Here is an 18,547-nt window from a genome sequence, read left to right on the forward strand (position 1 = left end):
GCACGAGGTCAAGGAAACAAAATATGGAAATCGGTCTTTCCCATTACCTGACGGTCAGTGCCATCCTCTTCACGCTCGGTGTTTTCGGCATTTTCCTCAACCGCAAGAACGTCATCGTCATTCTCATGTCGATCGAACTGATCCTGCTTGCGGTCAATATCAACATGGTCGCCTTCTCTTCCTTCCTCAACGACATCACGGGTCAGGTCTTCGCCCTGTTCATCCTGACGGTGGCGGCGGCGGAAGCGGCGATCGGTCTTGCAATTCTCGTGGTCTTCTATCGTAACCGCGGCTCCATCGCCGTCGAAGACGTCAATGTGATGAAGGGCTGAACCGGCTATGATCCTTTACAAAGCCATCGTTTTCCTTCCCCTGATCGGCGCCATCATCGCCGGCCTGTTCGGTCGCGCCATCGGCGCCAAGGCTTCGGAATACGTCACCACCGGCCTGATGATCGTGGTGGCGATCCTCTCGTGGATCGCATTCTTCACCGTGGCGCTCGGCCATGGCGAAGGCCATGAGGTGATCAAGGTCTCCGTCCTGCGCTGGATCCAGTCCGGCGGCATCGACGTCGAGTGGGCCTTCCGCGTCGATACGCTGACCTCGGTGATGTTCGTCGTCGTTAACACCGTCTCGACCCTGGTGCACCTCTATTCGATCGGCTACATGCACCACGATCCGCATCGGCCGCGCTTCTTCGCCTATCTGTCGCTGTTCACCTTCATGATGCTCATGCTCATCACGTCGGACAACCTGCTGCAGATGTTCTTCGGCTGGGAAGGCGTGGGCCTGGCGTCCTACCTGCTCATCGGCTTCTGGTTCAAGAAGCCCTCAGCCAATGCGGCGGCGATGAAGGCCTTCATCGTCAACCGTGTCGGTGACTTCGGCTTCATCCTCGGCATCTCCGGCGTCTTCGTTCTGTTCGGCTCGATCAACTTCGAGACGATCTTCGCAACGGCTGCGACCTACCTGCCGGCCGAAGGTGCTGTCGAGGGCGGCGAAGCCGTGATCAACCTCTTCGGCATGCATCTCGACAAGGCGCATGCGCTGACCGCCGTCTGCCTGCTGCTCTTCATGGGCGCCATGGGCAAGTCGGCGCAGTTCCTGCTGCACACCTGGCTGCCGGACGCCATGGAAGGGCCGACGCCGGTATCGGCGCTCATCCACGCCGCAACCATGGTCACCGCCGGCGTGTTCCTCGTCGCCCGCATGTCGCCGCTGTTCGAACTGTCGCATGATGCGCTGACCGTCGTCACCGTCATCGGCGCCATCACCGCCTTCTTTGCGGCGACCGTCGGCCTGGTGCAGAACGACATCAAGCGCGTCATCGCCTATTCGACCTGCTCGCAGCTCGGCTACATGTTCGTGGCGCTGGGCGTCGGCGCCTATGGCGCTGCGATCTTCCACCTGTTCACGCACGCCTTCTTCAAGGCGCTGCTGTTCCTTGGCGCCGGCTCGGTCATCCATGCCGTCGACGGCGAGCAGGACATGCGCTACATGGGCGGCCTGCGCAAGCACATCCCGGTGACCTTCTGGATGATGACCATCGGCACGCTGGCACTGACCGGCGTCGGCATCCCCGGCACGATGTTCGGCTTTGCCGGATTCTTCTCCAAGGACGTGATCATCGAATCCGCCTACGCCTCGCATTCGGCGGTTTCCGGCTTTGCCTTCACGCTGCTGGTCATCGCCGCGCTGTTCACCAGCTTCTATTCCTGGCGCCTGGCCTTCCTCACCTTCTTCGGCAAGCCGCGTGCGTCGCACGAGGTCATGCATCACGTGCATGAATCGCCGATGGTGATGTTGCTGCCGCTTTATATCCTGGCAGTCGGCGCGGTTCTCGCCGGCGTGATCTTCGAAGGTTACTTCTTCGGTCACCACTATGCCGAATTCTGGAAGGGCGCATTGTTCACCCTGCCGGAAAACGAGATCCTCGAACACTTCCATCATGTGCCACTGCTGGTGAAGTGGAGCCCGTTCATCGCGATGGTCACCGGTTTCGTCACCGCCTGGTACATGTACATCAAGTCGCCGGAAACGCCGAAGATCCTGGCCCAGCAGCATCGCGTGCTCTACCAGTTCCTGCTCAACAAGTGGTACTTCGACGAACTCTACGACTTCCTGTTCGTCCGTTCCGCCAAGGCGCTTGGCCGCTTCCTCTGGAAGAAGGGTGACGTTGCCGTGATCGACACCTACGGCCCGAACGGCATTGCCGCCCGCGTCGTCGACGTGACCAACCGCGTTGTGCGCCTGCAGACCGGTTACCTCTATCATTATGCCTTTGCCATGCTGATCGGCGTTGCGGCGCTCGTCACCTGGATGATGCTCGGGAGTTCCTTCTGATGACCGATTGGCCCATTCTTTCAACGGTCACGTTCCTGCCGCTGGTCGGCGTCCTCTTCCTGCTGCTCACGAGGGATGACACGCCGAACGGCCGGCGGAACGTGCTGAACGTCTCGCTGTTCACGACGCTGTTCACCTTCCTCGTGTCGCTGTTCATCTGGATCGGTTTCGACAATTCGAACCCGGGCTTCCAGATGGTAGAAAAGGCTGCATGGCTCGGCACCGGCATCGGCTATCACGTCGGCGTCGACGGCATTTCTATGCTGTTCGTCATCCTGACGACGCTTCTGATGCCCTTCTGCATCCTCGCCAGCTGGCTCTCGATCGAGAAGCGGCTGAAGCAGTATATGATCGCCTTCCTGATGCTGGAAACGCTGATGATCGGCGTCTTCGTGTCGCTCGACATCGTGCTGTTCTACGTCTTCTTCGAAGGCGGCCTGATCCCGATGTTCCTGATCATCGGCGTCTGGGGCGGCAAGGATCGCGTCTACGCCAGCTACAAGTTCTTCCTCTATACGCTGCTCGGCTCGGTGCTGATGATGCTCGCCATCATGGCGATGTACTGGCAGGCTGGCACCACCGACATCACCGAACTGCTGAAGTACCAGTTCCCGGCAGGTCTGCAGACTTGGCTGTGGCTCGCCTTCTTTGCTTCGTTTGCGGTGAAGATGCCGATGTGGCCGGTACACACCTGGCTTCCGGATGCGCACGTTCAGGCGCCGACCGCAGGGTCGGTCATCCTGGCCGGCATTCTCTTGAAGCTCGGCGGCTACGGCATGATCCGCTTCTCGCTGGCCATGTTCCCGCTCGCTTCCGACTATTTCGCGCCGATGGTCTTCGCCTTGTCCGTCATCGCCATCATCTACACCTCGCTGGTGGCGCTGATGCAGGAGGACATGAAGAAGCTGATCGCCTACTCCTCGGTCGCCCACATGGGTTACGTGACGATGGGTATCTTCGCGGCCAACGTCCAGGGCGTCCAGGGCGCGCTGTTCCAGATGATTTCGCACGGCTTCGTGTCGGGCGCGCTCTTCCTCTGCGTCGGCGTGGTCTATGATCGCCTGCATACCCGCGAGATCGCTGCCTATGGCGGCCTGGTCAACAACATGCCGAAGTATGCCTTCGCCTTCATGGTCTTTACCATGGCGAACGTCGGCCTGCCCGGTACGTCCGGCTTCATCGGTGAATTCCTGACCCTGATCGGCGTCTTCCGCGCCAACACCTGGGTTGCGCTCTTCGCCGCGACGGGTGTGATCCTGTCGGCTGCCTATGCCATGTGGCTCTATCGCCGCATGGTTTTCGGCGCGCTGGAGAAGGAAAGCCTGAAGGCGCTGTTCGATCTCTCCCCGCGCGAACAGGTTCTTCTCTACCCCCTGATCGTTCTGACGATCTTCTTCGGCGTCTACCCGGCACCGATCTTCGATGCGACGGCAGCCTCCGTGGATCTGCTGGTCAACAATTATACTGCAGCCTTGCAGGCAGCGCACGATGTCGCGCTGTCGGTGAAATGACGACAGGAATCTTAGGACATGACGGCTGAAATTCTGCTCGCAAGTCTGCATCTCGCAACGCCGGAAATCATTCTGGCGATAGGCGCCCTGGCGCTTCTGATGATCGGTGTGTTCTCCGGCGAAAAGTCGGGGACCACGGTAACCGTGCTCGCCATCCTGCTGCTGGTCGTCTCCGGCGGCTGGATGCTGCTGTCGGGTGCCGACGGCCTGGCGTTTGGCGGTGTGTTCGTATCGGATGCCTTTGCCCGCTTCCTCAAGGTCGTGGCGCTGATCGGTTCGGTGGTGGCGATCATCATGACGCTCGGTCAGTCGCGCTCCGAACATCTCAACCAGTTCGAGTTCCCGGTACTTCTGGTGCTGGCGACGCTCGGCATCCTGTTGATGATCTCGGCCAACGACCTGATCTCCGCCTATCTGGCGCTCGAACTGCAGTCGCTGGCGCTCTATGTCGTCGCGGCCATCAACCGTGATAGCCTGAAGTCCACCGAAGCCGGCCTGAAATATTTCGTTCTCGGCGCTCTGTCTTCGGGCATGATGCTCTACGGCATGTCGCTGGTCTACGGCTTCACTGGCCATACCGGTTTTGCCGAAATCGCTACCGCGCTTTCCAGCGAAACCCGCTCCGTCGGCCTGCTGTTCGGCCTCGTTTTCGTGCTGACCGGTTTTGCCTTCAAGATCTCGGCCGTGCCGTTCCACATGTGGACGCCGGACGTATACGAAGGTGCGCCGACCCCGGTGACCGCCTTCTTTGCCGCAGCACCGAAGATCGCCGCCATGGCCATGCTCGTGCGCATCGTCGGCACCGCCTTCGAGCCGATCAAGCTCGACTGGCAGCAGGTGATCTCCTTTATCGCCATTGCCTCGATGGTGCTCGGTGCCTTCGCTGCCATCGGCCAGCGCAACATCAAGCGACTGATGGCCTATTCCTCCATCGGTCACATGGGTTACGCGCTCGTCGGTCTCGCGGCCGGCACCAAGACCGGTGTTTCCGGCGTACTGATCTACATGACCATCTACATGGTCATGACGCTCGGCACCTTCGCCTGCATCATGGCGATGCGCCGCAAGGACGGCGGCGTGACGGAAAACATCGACGATCTCGCCGGTCTTTCCGCCACCAACCCGTTCATGGCGGTCGTGCTGACGGCGCTGATGTTCTCGCTTGCCGGCATTCCGCCGCTCGCCGGCTTCTTCGGGAAGTATTTTGTCTTCGTCGCGGCCATCGAGGCCAAGCTCTATGCGCTGGCGATCATCGGTGTGCTCGCTTCCGTCGTCGGCTGCTACTACTATCTGCGCGTCATCAAGCTGATGTGGTTCGATGAGGCCAAGGGTGAGTTTGCCCGCACCTCCGGCGTGCTGCGTCTGGTCTTTGGCCTGTCCGGCCTGTTCGTCGCAGGCTACGTGCTGATCGGCGGCCCGCTCGGGGCTGCTGCGGAAGCGGCCTCCGCTTCGTTCTTTTGATGGATGACAGGAGACATAGCCGGGCGACGCAGACCGATGTCCGGCACGAGGCGCTCGGCGATGTCTCTTCCACCAATACCGAATGCCTGGCGCGTGCGCGCGCCGGCGATCCGGGGCAACTCTGGATCACAGCCCGCCGTCAGACCGGCGGGCGCGGCCGCCGCGGGCGGCCCTGGGCCTCGGAGCCCGGCAATCTCTACGCTTCCCTTCTGCTGATCGATCCCGCGCCGCTTGACCGGCTGCCATCCCTGCCGCTTGCCGTGGCTGTTGCCGTGCACGATGCAATCCGCAAGGTGGTGCCGCCTGGCGCCGAACCCGTCGAGATCAAATGGCCGAATGATATCCTGATCGGCCGCAAGAAGACCTGCGGCATCCTGCTCGAAAGCGAAAACCTTTCCGACGGACGCCAGGCGCTGGTCATCGGCATCGGCATCAACATCGCCGTCATGCCCGATAGCGCTCAATATCCGGTCACCTCGTTGGCTGCACAGGGTGCCGCCGTTTCTCCCGACGAACTGTTTGCGCATCTCTACGTTTCGATGAACGATATGTTGGTGCTTTGGAACCGCGGACGCGGTATCGCTTCGGTGGTGGAGTTGTGGCGTCGGGGCGCCTGCGGGGTTGGAGAAAAGATTACCGTCAACCTGCCGGACAAGTCGCTTTCCGGGCAGTTCGCAGGTATTGATGACAACGGTTTGCTGATGCTCGATACCGGCGGCGGGCGGTTGTTGCCGATTGCTGCGGGCGACGTCTTTTTCGAATGATTTGGAACCAGATAATATGACAAATAAAGAAGAACTGGTGTTTGTGCCGCTCGGCGGCGTCGGCGAGATCGGCATGAATCTCGCGCTCTACGGTTATGGGGCGCCTACCAATCGTCAATGGATCATGGTCGATTGCGGCGTGACCTTTCCGGGTCCGGACCTGCCGGGCGTGGACCTCGTCCTTCCGGACATCAGCTTCCTCGCCAGTGAGCGCAAGAACCTCAAGGCGATCATCATCACCCATGCGCATGAAGACCATTATGGTGGCCTGAACGACCTCTGGCCTGGCCTCAACGTGCCGGTCTACGCCTCCGGTTTCACGGCCGGCCTGCTGGAGGCCAAGCGCCGTTACGAGGAATCGCGTGGCGATATTCCGGTAACGCCGTTCAAGGCGGGTGACGTGATCAATGTCGGCCCGTTCAGCATCGAGGCTGTTGCCGTCAATCACTCGATCCCCGAGCCGATGGCGCTGGTGATCCGCACGCCGCTCGGCAATGTCGTCCACACCGGCGACTGGAAGATCGATGCTCAGCCGTCGCTCGGTCCGCTGACCAACGAGAAGCGCTTTCGCGAGATCGGCGACGAAGGCGTCCTCGCCCTGATGTGCGACAGCACCAATGCGCTGCGCGATGGCGTTTCGCCCTCGGAGCAGGAGGTTTCCGACAGCCTGCAGAAGGTCATTGAAACCGCTGAGGGCCGGGTGGCGATCACCACGTTCTCCTCGAATGTCGGCCGTATCCGTTCGGTCGCCGAGGCCGCCGACAAGGCAGGCCGCGAAGTCCTGCTGCTCGGCAGTTCGCTGAAGCGCGTCGTCGACGTGGCCCGCGACGTCGGCATCATGGAAGGCATCAAGCCGTTTATCGGCGAGGACGAATACGGTTACATCCCCCGCGACAAGGTCGTCGTCATCCTGACCGGCAGCCAGGGCGAACCCAGAGCGGCGCTGGCCAAGCTGGCACGCGACGAGATGCGCAACATCGCGCTCACCGCCGGCGACCTCGTGGTTTTCTCCTCACGCGCCATTCCCGGCAATGAGAAGGCGATCCAGGACATCAAGAACGGCCTCATCGAGCAGGGCGTGCAAGTGCTGACCGATTCCGAGGCGCTCGTGCACGTCTCCGGCCATCCGCGCCGCAGCGAGTTGCAGCAGATGTATGCGTGGACGCGGCCGGAAATCCTCGTTCCCGTCCACGGCGAGGCGGCGCATCTGACGGCGCAGCGCGAACTCGGCCTGCAGTCCGGCATCGCCAATTCGCCGCGCGTACGCAACGGCGACATCCTGCGGCTTGCTCCGGGGCCGGCCGAGGTGGTGGGCGAGGCGCCGCATGGCCGCATCTTCAAGGATGGCAAGCTGATCGGCGATTTCGACGAGATGGGTATCGGCGAACGCCGCAAGCTGGCCTTCGTCGGCCATGTCGCGGTGAATGTGCTGCTCGACAGCCGTTTCGATTTCGTTGGCGACCCGGTTGTCGTGCCGGTGGGCCTGCCGGAATTCGACTATGAAGGCGAGGACATGAACGACACGCTGTACGATGCCGTGCTCGGCGCCGTCGAAAGCATCCCGCGTGCCCGTCGCAAGGATCTCGACACCGTTCGCGAGGCGGTCCGTCGTGCCATTCGCGCCGCTGCAAACGAGGCATGGGGTAAAAAGCCTGTCGTCACTGTCTTCCTGACGAAGATCTGACCGGACCTGGGGAGGAGACCGTCATGCTCGGACGCATCAACCACATCGCCATCGCCGTGCCGGATATCGGCAAGGCCTCCGACGCCTATCGCGACACGCTGGGTGCTGCGGTGTCGCAGAAGCAGGCCCTACCGGAACACGGCGTTACGGTGGTTTTCGTGGAACTGCCGAACACCAAGGTGGAACTGCTGGAGCCGCTTGGCGAAAACTCTCCGATAGGTGCCTTCCTGGCGAAGAACCCGGACGGGGGTATGCATCATATCTGCTACGAAGTGGATGACATCCTTGCCACCCGCGACCGCCTTGTCGCTGCCGGCGCTCGGGTACTCGGTAACGGCGAGCCGAAGATCGGTGCGCATGGCAAGCCGGTGCTTTTCCTGCATCCCAAGGATTTTTTCGGCACCCTGATCGAGCTGGAACAGCTGTGACAATAAGGCCGGTTTGAGCTTGGCCGGCTTTGGCCCTATAAGGCCTCTCCATTGCCGCGTGCCTCTCGAGACGTACTAAAGCACTGTAGCACCATGCAGTAAGCCGTTCGCCCGGCTGAAACCAAGCGATGGGCAACTCCGCATGCAGAGCGGCAAGGCCCGGAAGGACGACCGATGCAGCTTTTTTCCATCTTTGCAGTGTATTTCATCGTCTGGTGGATCACGCTTTTCGCAATCCTGCCGATTGGCCTGCGCACGCAGGCGGAAGACGACCATGTCGTGCCAGGTACCGTGGAAAGCGCCCCGACGCGCTTCCAGGCGAAAAAGGTGCTGCTGCTGACGACGCTGGTCTCGGCTGTGCTCTACGGCACGTGGTATCTCTGTTCCGTCTATCTCGGCTTCGGCCTCGATTCCTTGCCGCGCTTCGTGCCCAAATTCGATTGAGTTTGCCGTGCCGGGCCGAAAACGGCCGATTGCAGCCTTTCGTCATACGGATTTCATAAAATCCTGCGAAGAGGGGCTGCTTTTGAAAAGCGGCGTCGCGAAGGCTGCGCAGACGGTTAAAAGCAAAAAAAAACAAGGCTAGAAGCCTTGTTTTTGAAGTATCGCGTGATCTTTGACCGTTACCGGGGCTGCGAGCGAGCGCGCCTAAGACCTAATCCTCCCAAGACTTTGACCGCGAAACGACAAGAATTTAATCTCCTTGCCTCTTTTGTGAGCCGAAACTAGCTCAGAGATTGGGCTTTGTCATCCGATTTTTTTGCATTTTTGCTACACTTCGGTACATTTTTTCTGTTGACAAGCGGTGAGTGTAATTTCAATCCTAGCTCGCCTCAATTCTGCCGTGAAATCATATTTCGAGTGGCCGCTATTCGAGCTTGACGCCTTAAATGCATGTTTTAGGCGGGTTTCTTTCGCCCCGCGAAGCGGCTAAGAACATCTTCCAAAATTGCCCCTGTTCATTGATTCCCGGCTGTCGAGGAATCTTAAAAATTTCCGGACCAGAGCTTATGCGCCTTTCCCGCTTTTTCATGCCCATACTGAAGGAAAATCCCAAGGAGGCCGAGATTGTCTCCCATCGGCTGATGCTGCGTTCCGGCATGGTCCGCCAGCAGTCTCAGGGCATCTACAGCTGGCTGCCGATGGGCAAGCGGGTTCTGGACAAGGTCAACAAGATCATCCGCGAGGAGCAGAACCGCTCCGGCGCCATCGAGCTTCTGATGCCGACCCTGCAATCCGCCGAACTCTGGCAGGAAAGCGGTCGTTACGACGCTTACGGCAAGGAAATGCTGCGCATCAAGGACCGCCAGGAGCGCCCGATGCTCTACGGTCCGACCAATGAGGAGATGATCACCGACATCTTCCGCTCCTACGTCAAGTCCTACAAGAACCTGCCGTTGAACCTCTATCATATCCAGCTGAAGTTCCGCGACGAGATCCGTCCGCGTTTCGGCACCATGCGTTCGCGCGAGTTTCTGATGAAAGACGCCTATTCCTTCGACCTGACGAAGGAAGGCGCCGAGCACTCCTACCGCAAGATGTTTGCTGCCTATCTGCGCACCTTCTCGCGGCTTGGCCTGCGCGCCATTCCGATGCGCGCCGACACCGGCCCGATCGGCGGCAATCTCAGCCACGAATTCATCATTCTTGCCGATACCGGCGAATCGGAAGTCTTCTGCCACAAGGATTTCGTCGATTTCGACATTCCGGCTGAAAACACCGATTTCGACAGCGTCGCCGGCATGCAGTCGATCTTCGACCAGTGGACGTCGGTTTACGCTGCGACCTCGGAGATGCATGACGAGGCTGCGTTCAACGCCATTGCCGAAGGCGACCGGCTTTCGGCCCGCGGCATCGAGGTCGGCCATATCTTCTATTTCGGCACGAAATATTCCGAGCCGATGGGCGCCAAGGTGCAGGGACCGGACGGCAAGGAACACCTTGTCCACATGGGTTCCTACGGTATTGGCCCCACCCGCCTTGTTCCAGCCATCATTGAAGCATCGCATGACGAAAATGGAATCATCTGGCCGGCATCCGTCGCGCCTTTCGATTCCGTTATCATCAACATGAAGGCGGGCGACGAGGCCTGCGATGCGGCCAGCGAACGGCTGTATGCGGCTCTCGGCAATGCCGGTCAGGATGTGCTTTACGACGATACGGACGATCGCGCCGGCACGAAGTTCGCCGCCGCCGATCTGATCGGTGTTCCGGTCCAGGTCATCGTCGGTCCGCGCTCCATCGCCAATGGCGAGGTGGAACTCAAGGACCGCAAGACCGGGGCACGCGAGACGCTGACCGTTGAAGCGGCATTGAACAAGCTCATCGGCTGACAGAAGGGGAAGACATGGCGGTGGATGCGGTGAAGGAAACGGCGGAGAAGCCTGGCAAGAGCAAGGCCGGCCGACCGTTTTCCGCCTTCGAACGGATCGTGGCCTGGCGTTATCTCCGGGCGCGGCGCAAGGAGGCCTTCATCTCCGTCATCGCCGGCTTCTCCTTCATCGGCATCATGCTCGGTGTCGCGACGCTGATCATCGTCATGGCGGTGATGAACGGTTTCCGCACCGAGCTGATCTCCCGCATTCTCGGCGTCAACGGCCACATGATCGTGCAGCCGATCGACACGCCGCTCGACAACTACGACGAACTGGCCAAGAAGTTTGCGGCCGTTCCCGGCGTCACCATGGCCTTGCCACTGGTCGAAGGGCAGACGCTCGCTTCCGGCCGCGGCGGCGCAGGCACCGGCGCGCTGGTGCGCGGTATCCGTCCTGAAGACATCGAATCCCTGAAGACCGTCTCCGGCAATATCAAGAGTGGCGATCTCGTCGGTTTTGCCGCCGGGCAGGGCGTGCTGATCGGCTCGCGCATGGCGAACCAGTTCGGTCTCAACGCCGGCGACCAGATCACGCTGATGTCGCCCGAGGGCGATATCACGCCGCTCGGCGTCAATCCGCGCATCAAGTCCTATGTCGTCTCCGGCATCTTCGAGATCGGCATGTCGGAATATGACTCCTCCATCCTCTACATGCCGCTTGAGGAGGCGCAGCTCTATTTCAACGCCGAAGGCGTGGTGCAGTCGATCGAGCTGTTCGTCGCCAATCCCGATGCCGTCGACGAACTCCGTCCGAAACTCGAGGAAGCCGCAGGCCGGCAGGTGTTCATCACCGACTGGCGGCAGCGCAACCAGACCTTCTTCTCCGCCTTGCAGGTGGAGCGCAACGTCATGTTCATGATCCTGACGCTGATCGTGCTGGTGGCGGCGCTCAACATCATCTCCGGCCTGATCATGCTGGTGAAGGACAAAGGCAGCGATATCGCCATCCTGCGCACCATGGGAGCCACCTCCGGCTCGATCATGCGGATCTTCTTCATGACGGGGGCCGCCATCGGCATCGCCGGCACGCTGGCCGGCGTCCTGCTCGGCGTCATCGTCTGTCTCAACATCGAATCGATCCGGCAGTTCTTCTCGTGGATTTCCGGCACGGTGCTGTTCGACCCGGAACTCTATTTCCTCAGCCAGCTTCCCGCCGATATGAATGTCGGCGAAACGGTCTCTGTGGTGATCATGGCGCTGACCCTGTCGTTCCTCGCCACGATCGTTCCCGCCTGGCGCGCTTCACGGCTCGATCCCGTGCAGGCGCTGCGTTACGAATAAGGACGACACGCATACATGAAACGCAAAATCGCACTGCAGCTATCCGGGGTCGAGCGCCATTATGGCCAGGGCGACACGGTTCTGTCGATTCTCAAGGGCGCGGATTTCACGCTGCATTCCGGCGAGATCGTCGCCCTGGTGGCGCCATCCGGCACCGGCAAGTCGACGCTGCTGCACGTCGCCGGGCTGCTGGAGCATCCGGATAAGGGCGACGTCTTCATCAACGGCAAGAGCTGCAACAATCTCTCCGACGAGCAACGCACCGCGATCCGGCGTTCGGAAATCGGCTTCGTCTACCAGTTCCATCACCTGCTGCCGGAATTTTCGGCGCTGGAAAACATCATGATGCCGCAGCTGATCGGCGGTCTGCCCTGGAACGAAACCCGCGAGCGCGCCAGCCAACTGCTCGACTACATGCGCATCGGCCACCGCGCCTCCCATCGCCCGGCGGAGCTTTCCGGCGGCGAGCAGCAGCGCGTGGCGATTGCCCGTGCCGTTGCCAATGCGCCGCTGGTGCTGCTGGCCGACGAGCCGACGGGCAATCTCGACCCCGAGACTGCCCACTACGTCTTCGACGCGCTGGAGGCGCTGGTGCGCCAATCCGGCCTGGCCGCCGTCATCGCCACGCACAATCTCGACCTTGCCCGCCGCATGGATCGTCGCGTGACGATCAGCGACGGCAAGGTACACGAACTCTGATCCTGCGATTTCCCTTGCGGTTCAATCGTTACCGCAGGGGCCACGGTCCTTGGTGTCGTCCCAATTCTGAATGGTGATGAACTTCGGTTCGACGCGCAATTCCTTGTCGTTCACCTTCGCCTTGCCCGTCAGCACGTTGTAATCGCAATTCGTTCCGGCATCCGGATCGAGCGTGTCGTAATCGTTGTATGTATAGCCGGCGACGACGAAATCGCCGTTGCGATAAGCGAGCGTCATCTGCTGTTCCCAGCGGTTGCGGCCGATACCGCTGTTTTGCGAATGCACGGCGAGCGAGCCGTTCGGCAGAGCGGTCAGCGACGGGTCCTGCCCGAACATGCCTTCTAGGCTGCTGTTGCCCCAGATCTTGCCCGGCGCCTCGGCCACGAGCTTGAGCAGAGGATGATCCTTGTCGCGGACATAGATATAGATGCCGATCATGTCCTCGCCTTCCGGCGGCGCCACAAGGAGTGCGAGATCGGACTGGTCGTCCTTATTCCAGTCGCCAGTCACGGCATCGATGATGCGCTCCGGAGCGATCGGTTCTGCGGCGAAAGCGACGGAAGCGCAGGTGGCAACCGCCAGGGCGGCGAGCAAGGCTCGGATCATTCTCGTACTCCTCTTTTTCGACTGTGTTTTCATAGCCAAAGCCTGGGGAAGGGTCCAGCATCCGCGTGACGGGAGAATAGCGGGGAACGGCTCAAAATTGGGATTGACACGTGAACCAAAAGAGAACAAAATAAAAACATAAGAGGTAAGGAGAGGTGCAATGACTGATTTTATTCGTGATATCGCTGCCTTCGCTTCCATCGTGACGTTTATCGCCAGCCTGTCCGTCATCATGATGGCGATGTGAGATTATTCCCTAAGCCTGCCATAAATCTCTGCAGAACCTTTTGGCCTTACTGGACTCTGTTGCCGGGCAGGCCGACAATCGAGCTTGATTCAGCTGAGTGATTGGAAGGCATGCGATGGGTACGGTAGAGGCTATCTCGGGCGGCAATGGCGAAAACCGGGGTCCACTGCAATTTGTCCACCTCCGGGTTCATTCTGCCTATTCGTTGCTTGAGGGGGCGCTGCCCCTCAAGAAGATCCTGAGCAAGGCTGCCGCCGATGGACAGCCGGCCATCGCCGTTACCGACACCAACAATCTGTTCGTCGCGCTGGAGTTTTCCGAAAAGGCAGTCAGCGAGGGCTTGCAGCCAATCATCGGCTGCCAGGTCTCGATCGACATGGAAGACGGTCAGGAGACCGACAAGCGCGGGCTGCAATCGTTCGTCAAGCTGCCATCCATTGTGTTGCTGGCCGCCAATGCGAAGGGGTATGAAAATCTGGTCGATCTCGTCAGCCGTGCCTATCTCGGCGGTGAGGGCAACGGCTCCGTCAATATCCGTCTGTCCTGGTTGCAGGAAGGGAACACCGACGGGTTGATCGTGCTCACCGGTGGTGTCGGCGGTCCGGTCGATATGGCCTCGAAGGAGGGGCAGGCGGCAATGGCCGAACAGCGTCTCTTGACGCTGAAGGGGCTTTTCGGCGACCGGCTTTACATCGAGTTGCAGCGGCACGGCAGCTACGACCGGCGACATGAGGCGAGGATGATCGACCTCGCTTATGCCCATGACGTGCCGCTGGTGGCCACCAACGAAGCATTTTTCCCATCTCCGGACGATTTCGATGCCCATGACGCGCTGATGGCGGTGGCACACAATGCAATCGTCTCCGACGATAGCCGGTTCCGCCTGACGCCGGACCACTATCTGAAAAGCCGGGCAGATATGGCCAGGCTGTTTGCGGATCTGCCGGAGGCTTTGGAAAACACGGTCGAGATCGCCCGGCGTTGTTCCTTCGTGCTGAAGACCCGCAAGCCGATCCTGCCGCGCTTTACCAGCACGGCTGCAAGCGATGCGGAAGAAGCCGAACGCGCCGAGGCGGGGGAGTTGCGCCGGCAGGCCGAAGAAGGACTGGATCAGAGGCTGGCGACCCTCGGCCTGGCGGAGGGATACGACGAAAAGGAATATCGCGAACGCTTGCAGTTCGAACTCGGCGTCATCGAGCGCATGAAGTTTCCGGGCTACTTCCTGATCGTTGCCGACTTCATCAAATGGGCCAAGCTGCAGGACATCCCGGTCGGCCCGGGTCGTGGTTCGGGTGCCGGTTCTCTCGTTGCTTATGCATTGACGATTACCGACGTCGATCCGTTGCGGTTCTCGCTGCTGTTCGAACGTTTCCTCAATCCGGACCGCGTGTCGATGCCGGACTTCGATATCGACTTCTGCCAGGACAGGCGCGAAGAAGTCATCCGCTACGTGCAGCAGAAATACGGCCGCGAGCAGGTGGCACAGATCATCACCTTCGGTTCGCTGCAGGCGCGTGCGGCGCTGCGCGACGTCGGCCGCGTGCTGGAAATGCCTTATGGCCAGGTCGACAAGATCTGCAAGCTCGTGCCCAACAACCCGGCCAATCCGACCCCGCTGCACAAGGCGATCGAGGAAGAGCCGAAACTGCGCGAGGAGGCGGAGAAGGAGCCGGTCGTCGCCCGCCTGCTCGACATCGCCCAGAAGATCGAGGGCCTGTATCGTCACGCCTCGACGCATGCCGCCGGCATCGTCATCGGCGATCGGCCGCTGTCGAAGCTGGTACCGATGTATCGCGATCCGCGTTCGGACATGCCGGTTACCCAGTTCAACATGAAGTGGGTCGAGCAGGCCGGCCTGGTGAAGTTCGACTTCCTCGGCCTCAAGACGCTGACCGTGCTGAAGACCGGCGTCGATTTCATTGCCAAGCGTGGTGAGGAGGTCAAACTCGAAAGCCTGCCGCTGGATGATGCAAAAACCTACGAGATGATGTCGCGCGGCGAAACGGTCGGCATCTTCCAGGTGGAAAGTGCCGGCATGCGCAAGGCGCTGATCGGCATGCGCCCGGACTGCATCGAGGACATTATCGCGCTGGTGGCGCTGTATCGCCCGGGGCCGATGGAAAACATCCCGGTCTATAACGCCCGCAAGCACGGCGAGGAGGAGATCGAGAGCATCCATCCGATGATCGACCACCTGCTCAAGGAGACGCAGGGTGTCATCGTCTACCAGGAACAGGTGATGCAGATTGCCCAGGTGCTTTCCGGCTATTCGCTCGGCGAAGCCGATCTTCTGCGCCGCGCCATGGGCAAGAAGATCAAGGAGGAGATGGACAAGCAGCGCGAGCGTTTCGTCACCGGCGCCGTCAAGAACGGGGTGTCGAAGCCGCAATCCGACCTGATCTTCGACCTGCTGGCCAAATTCGCCAATTACGGCTTCAACAAGTCGCATGCGGCTGCCTATGCCATCGTTTCTTACCAGACGGCCTATCTCAAGGCGCATTACCCGGTGGAATTCCTCGCCGCGTCGATGACCTACGATATGTCGAACACCGACAAGCTCAACGATTTCCGGCAGGATGCCAAGCGGCTGGGCATCAAGGTCGTGCCGCCATCGGTGCAGACCTCCTTCCGGATGTTCGAGACCGGCGATAACTGCATCTTCTATTCGCTCGCCGCCATCAAGGGTGTCGGCGAGGCTGCCGTCGAGCACATCGTTGCGGTGCGCGGCGACAAGCCGTTCGCCAGCATCGAGGAATTCTGCCTGCGCATCGATCCGAAGCAGGTGAACCGCCGGGTGTTCGAAAGCCTCATCTCGGCCGGTGCCTTCGATTGTTTCGGCCGCGACCGCGCCGAGATGATCGCCGGGCTTGATCGCATCATCGGTTATGCCCTGCGGGCGCAGGAAAACAAGACGAGCGGCCAGTCGGACATGTTCGGCTCAGGGGCTGCGACCGGGCCGGAAATCATCACTTTCCCGACGTTCGCGCCATGGCTGGCCTCCGAAAAGATGCACCGCGAATTCCAGGTCCTCGGCTTCTATCTGTCGGCACACCCGCTGGACTCCTATGCGAGCCTTCTGTCGAAGATGCGGGTGCAGAGTTTTGCAGATTTTTCCGCCGCGGTAAAACAGGGCGCCTCCGCCGGACGGCTGGCCGGCACGGTGACGATGAAGCAGGAGCGCAAGACGCGTACGGGCAACAAGATGGGCATCGTCTCCTTTTCCGATCCCTCCGGTCAATATGAAGCCGTGCTGTTCTCCGAAGGCCTCAATCAGTACCGTGACCTGCTGGAACCCGGTAAATCGCTGATCCTCACCGTCAATGCCGAGGAGCGGCCGGAAGGTATCGGCCTGCGGATCCAGACGGCACAATCGCTCGAGGAAAAATCGATCCAGATGCAGAAGGCCCTGCGCATCTATGTGCGCGATGCCGGTCCGCTCAAAACCGTTGCCGCCCATCTCAATGCCAAGGGGGATGGGCTTGTGTCGTTTGTCGTGATCAAGGAAGACGGCCAGCGCGAGATCGAGGTGGCGCTGACGGAGAAGTATCGCATCTCGCCGGAGATCGCCGCGGCATTGCGCTCCGCTCCGGGGGTCGTCGACGTCGAACTCGTCTGACCGGATTTTGAAAAGGCTTGGAGCAATTCCTGCAAAAATGTAGAGCGGTTTTGCGTCCGGAAATGCTCTGATATTACAGAGATATAACAAAGGCGCCTGAATCAATGTTTCAGGCGCCTTTGCTTTTGGGTGAAGTTGCAGCCTTGCGGCTCAGCTCTTCGATTTTCCCTTCGGTGTCCTTTTCGTCAACGTGATGAAATCGGTGCCCTGGCCGGTTTCCGAGCCAAGGCCGACATCGGCAATCGTCAGCGACGAGCCGTCGCTCAGAAGCGTTTCGATTTTGCGGCGCACGTCGTCGGGGATGCGGATGCGATCGAGCGTCTTGGACATCAAGTCAGGATCCTTGGCATCGGCGCCGGCGGTGATGCCGAGACGCTTCATTTGCTGGTCGCTAAGATGGTTGTCGAGGCTGAGCGCATGCCATTCCACCTTGCCAGCAGTCCGCATCACGTCTGTCGCTTCGAAGAACAGTGTGCCGAGCGCCACTTCCGGCTGGTCGATGACCACGGGCGCCTCGATGATCGGCTTGAATTTCTGGCGCACAAGGATCTGGCCGGAGGGCGGCGTGCCCTTGCCGGCGGCCTTGTAAAGAGCCGCCATAAAGTCCGAGCTGAGCAATTCGCCCTTGGCCGGCAGGTTGTTGGCTGTCTTGAAGGCGTTGATGGCGGCGATCGTCACGCTGCCGGCCTGGCCATCGACATCGCCGGCGGCATAACCGAGGGCATTGAGCAGTGTCTGGGCGTCGATCATCGCTTCACGCGCCCCGCGGCGGGTGATGAGGATACGAATCGGCGGCATTTCCTCGATCACGGCGGTTGCCGTGGCGCCGATCTTCGGCAGCACCTCGTTCATGGCGAGTTCGACCGGCCGCAGAACGGGGTCGGGCGTCGTCGGGCGCAGTTCCGCATCCGACATCAGTTGTTCCTCGACCAGCGGATTGTGCGGCTTGAAAAGGTTTGCGTGGCTGAAGGCGACAGGCACCACCGGCTCGTCGGTGATGATCACATGCGCGCCGCGTTCCGTCATCTGGAACAGCGCCTTGGCGAATTTCCCCGGCATGCGTACGCAGCCATGCGAGGCCGGATAGTTCGGCACATGGTTGGATTCGTGCAGGGCAACGCCGGACCAGGTGATGCGCTGCATGTAGGGCATCGGCGCGTTCGAATAGAGGTTGGATTCGTGATACTTCTTCTTCTCCAGGATGGAGAAGATACCGGTCGGCGTCGAATGGCCGGGCTTGCCGGTAGAGACCTTCGACGTCGCCACCACCTGGTCGCCATTATAGACGACGAGCGACTGGGTGTCGCGCGAAACGATGATCTGCAACGTTCGGCCATCATTCGCCAGTGCCGGCGGCGTGAAGGCGGTTGCAGCAAGCAGGGAAAGGCTGACGCCCAAGATCAAACGTGAAACCATCGTGCTATTCCTGACGCAAAACATATGCCGACAAAATATGTCGTGAAGTTTAAGGAAGTTTTGAAGCGTAGAGGAATTCCGGAAAGCAGCTGAAACAATCGAAAATCGCCGTTCCAC

14 protein-coding genes are annotated in these 18,547 nt (G+C 60.3%); 12 read left to right on the forward strand and 2 right to left on the reverse strand.

What is annotated here, in order from left to right; genetic code table 11:
* Positions 1 to 23: 23 nt before the first annotated feature.
* The 11 genes from nuoK to ACSQ3I_RS11870 all read left to right on the forward strand — a co-directional run bounded on the left by nuoK (position 24) and on the right by ACSQ3I_RS11870 (position 12,545).
* A complete protein-coding gene (gene nuoK, locus ACSQ3I_RS11820; protein WP_435999051.1) occupies positions 24 to 332 on the forward strand; it encodes an NADH-quinone oxidoreductase subunit NuoK in 309 nt (102 codons plus the stop codon).
* Between the two features lie 7 nt (positions 333 to 339).
* The gene (nuoL, locus tag ACSQ3I_RS11825) at positions 340 to 2,343 is read left to right on the forward strand and encodes an NADH-quinone oxidoreductase subunit L (protein ID WP_435999053.1); all 2,004 of its coding nucleotides are present in this window, start codon (positions 340 to 342) and stop codon (positions 2,341 to 2,343) included.
* A complete protein-coding gene (locus ACSQ3I_RS11830) occupies positions 2,343 to 3,854 on the forward strand; it encodes an NADH-quinone oxidoreductase subunit M (RefSeq protein WP_435999055.1) in 1,512 nt (503 codons plus the stop codon). Before nuoL ends, ACSQ3I_RS11830 begins: the two co-directional genes overlap by 1 nt.
* Before the next feature lie 18 nt (positions 3,855 to 3,872).
* A complete protein-coding gene (nuoN, locus tag ACSQ3I_RS11835; protein ID WP_435999057.1) occupies positions 3,873 to 5,315 on the forward strand; it encodes an NADH-quinone oxidoreductase subunit NuoN in 1,443 nt (480 codons plus the stop codon).
* Positions 5,315 to 6,079: a biotin--[acetyl-CoA-carboxylase] ligase gene (locus ACSQ3I_RS11840; RefSeq protein ID WP_435999059.1), complete on the forward strand. Its 765-nt coding sequence runs from the start codon at positions 5,315 to 5,317 to the stop codon at positions 6,077 to 6,079. The genes nuoN and ACSQ3I_RS11840 overlap by 1 nt, the downstream gene beginning before the upstream one ends.
* A gap of 16 nt (positions 6,080 to 6,095) precedes the next feature.
* Complete coding sequence (locus ACSQ3I_RS11845) at positions 6,096 to 7,763, forward strand: ribonuclease J (protein ID WP_435999061.1); 1,668 nt, start codon at positions 6,096 to 6,098, stop codon at positions 7,761 to 7,763.
* Between the two features lie 23 nt (positions 7,764 to 7,786).
* The gene (gene mce / locus ACSQ3I_RS11850) at positions 7,787 to 8,191 is read left to right on the forward strand and encodes a methylmalonyl-CoA epimerase (protein WP_435999063.1); all 405 of its coding nucleotides are present in this window, start codon (positions 7,787 to 7,789) and stop codon (positions 8,189 to 8,191) included.
* A gap of 174 nt (positions 8,192 to 8,365) precedes the next feature.
* Positions 8,366 to 8,635: a DUF1467 family protein gene (locus ACSQ3I_RS11855; protein WP_435999064.1), complete on the forward strand. Its 270-nt coding sequence runs from the start codon at positions 8,366 to 8,368 to the stop codon at positions 8,633 to 8,635.
* A gap of 566 nt (positions 8,636 to 9,201) precedes the next feature.
* On the forward strand, positions 9,202 to 10,524 hold the full coding sequence (gene proS / locus ACSQ3I_RS11860; protein WP_435999066.1) for a proline--tRNA ligase: 1,323 nt from the start codon (positions 9,202 to 9,204) through the stop codon (positions 10,522 to 10,524).
* A gap of 14 nt (positions 10,525 to 10,538) precedes the next feature.
* The gene (locus ACSQ3I_RS11865) at positions 10,539 to 11,846 is read left to right on the forward strand and encodes a lipoprotein-releasing ABC transporter permease subunit (protein WP_435999068.1); all 1,308 of its coding nucleotides are present in this window, start codon (positions 10,539 to 10,541) and stop codon (positions 11,844 to 11,846) included.
* Between the two features lie 15 nt (positions 11,847 to 11,861).
* Positions 11,862 to 12,545, forward strand: coding sequence for an ABC transporter ATP-binding protein (locus ACSQ3I_RS11870; protein WP_435999070.1), 684 nt, complete (start codon positions 11,862 to 11,864; stop codon positions 12,543 to 12,545).
* Positions 12,546 to 12,566: 21 nt separating this feature from the next.
* Here the strand turns inward: ACSQ3I_RS11870 and ACSQ3I_RS11875 are convergent, their stop codons facing one another.
* Positions 12,567 to 13,151, reverse strand: coding sequence for a hypothetical protein (locus ACSQ3I_RS11875; RefSeq protein WP_435999072.1), 585 nt, complete (start codon positions 13,149 to 13,151; stop codon positions 12,567 to 12,569).
* A 362-nt stretch (positions 13,152 to 13,513) separates the two neighbouring features.
* Between ACSQ3I_RS11875 and dnaE the strand changes: the two genes are divergently transcribed.
* Positions 13,514 to 17,014 (forward strand): DNA polymerase III subunit alpha, encoded by a 3,501-nt coding sequence (gene dnaE / locus ACSQ3I_RS11880; RefSeq protein ID WP_435999074.1) that lies wholly within the window; start codon positions 13,514 to 13,516, stop codon positions 17,012 to 17,014.
* Positions 17,015 to 17,164: 150 nt separating this feature from the next.
* Here the strand turns inward: dnaE and ACSQ3I_RS11885 are convergent, their stop codons facing one another.
* Positions 17,165 to 18,430, reverse strand: a complete 1,266-nt coding sequence (locus ACSQ3I_RS11885) for a L,D-transpeptidase family protein (protein WP_435999075.1) — start codon at positions 18,428 to 18,430, stop codon at positions 17,165 to 17,167.
* Positions 18,431 to 18,547: the final 117 nt, after the last annotated feature.

This window comes from Rhizobium sp. LjRoot30 (assembly GCF_964253915.1).
GTDB lineage: Bacteria > Pseudomonadota > Alphaproteobacteria > Rhizobiales > Rhizobiaceae > Metarhizobium.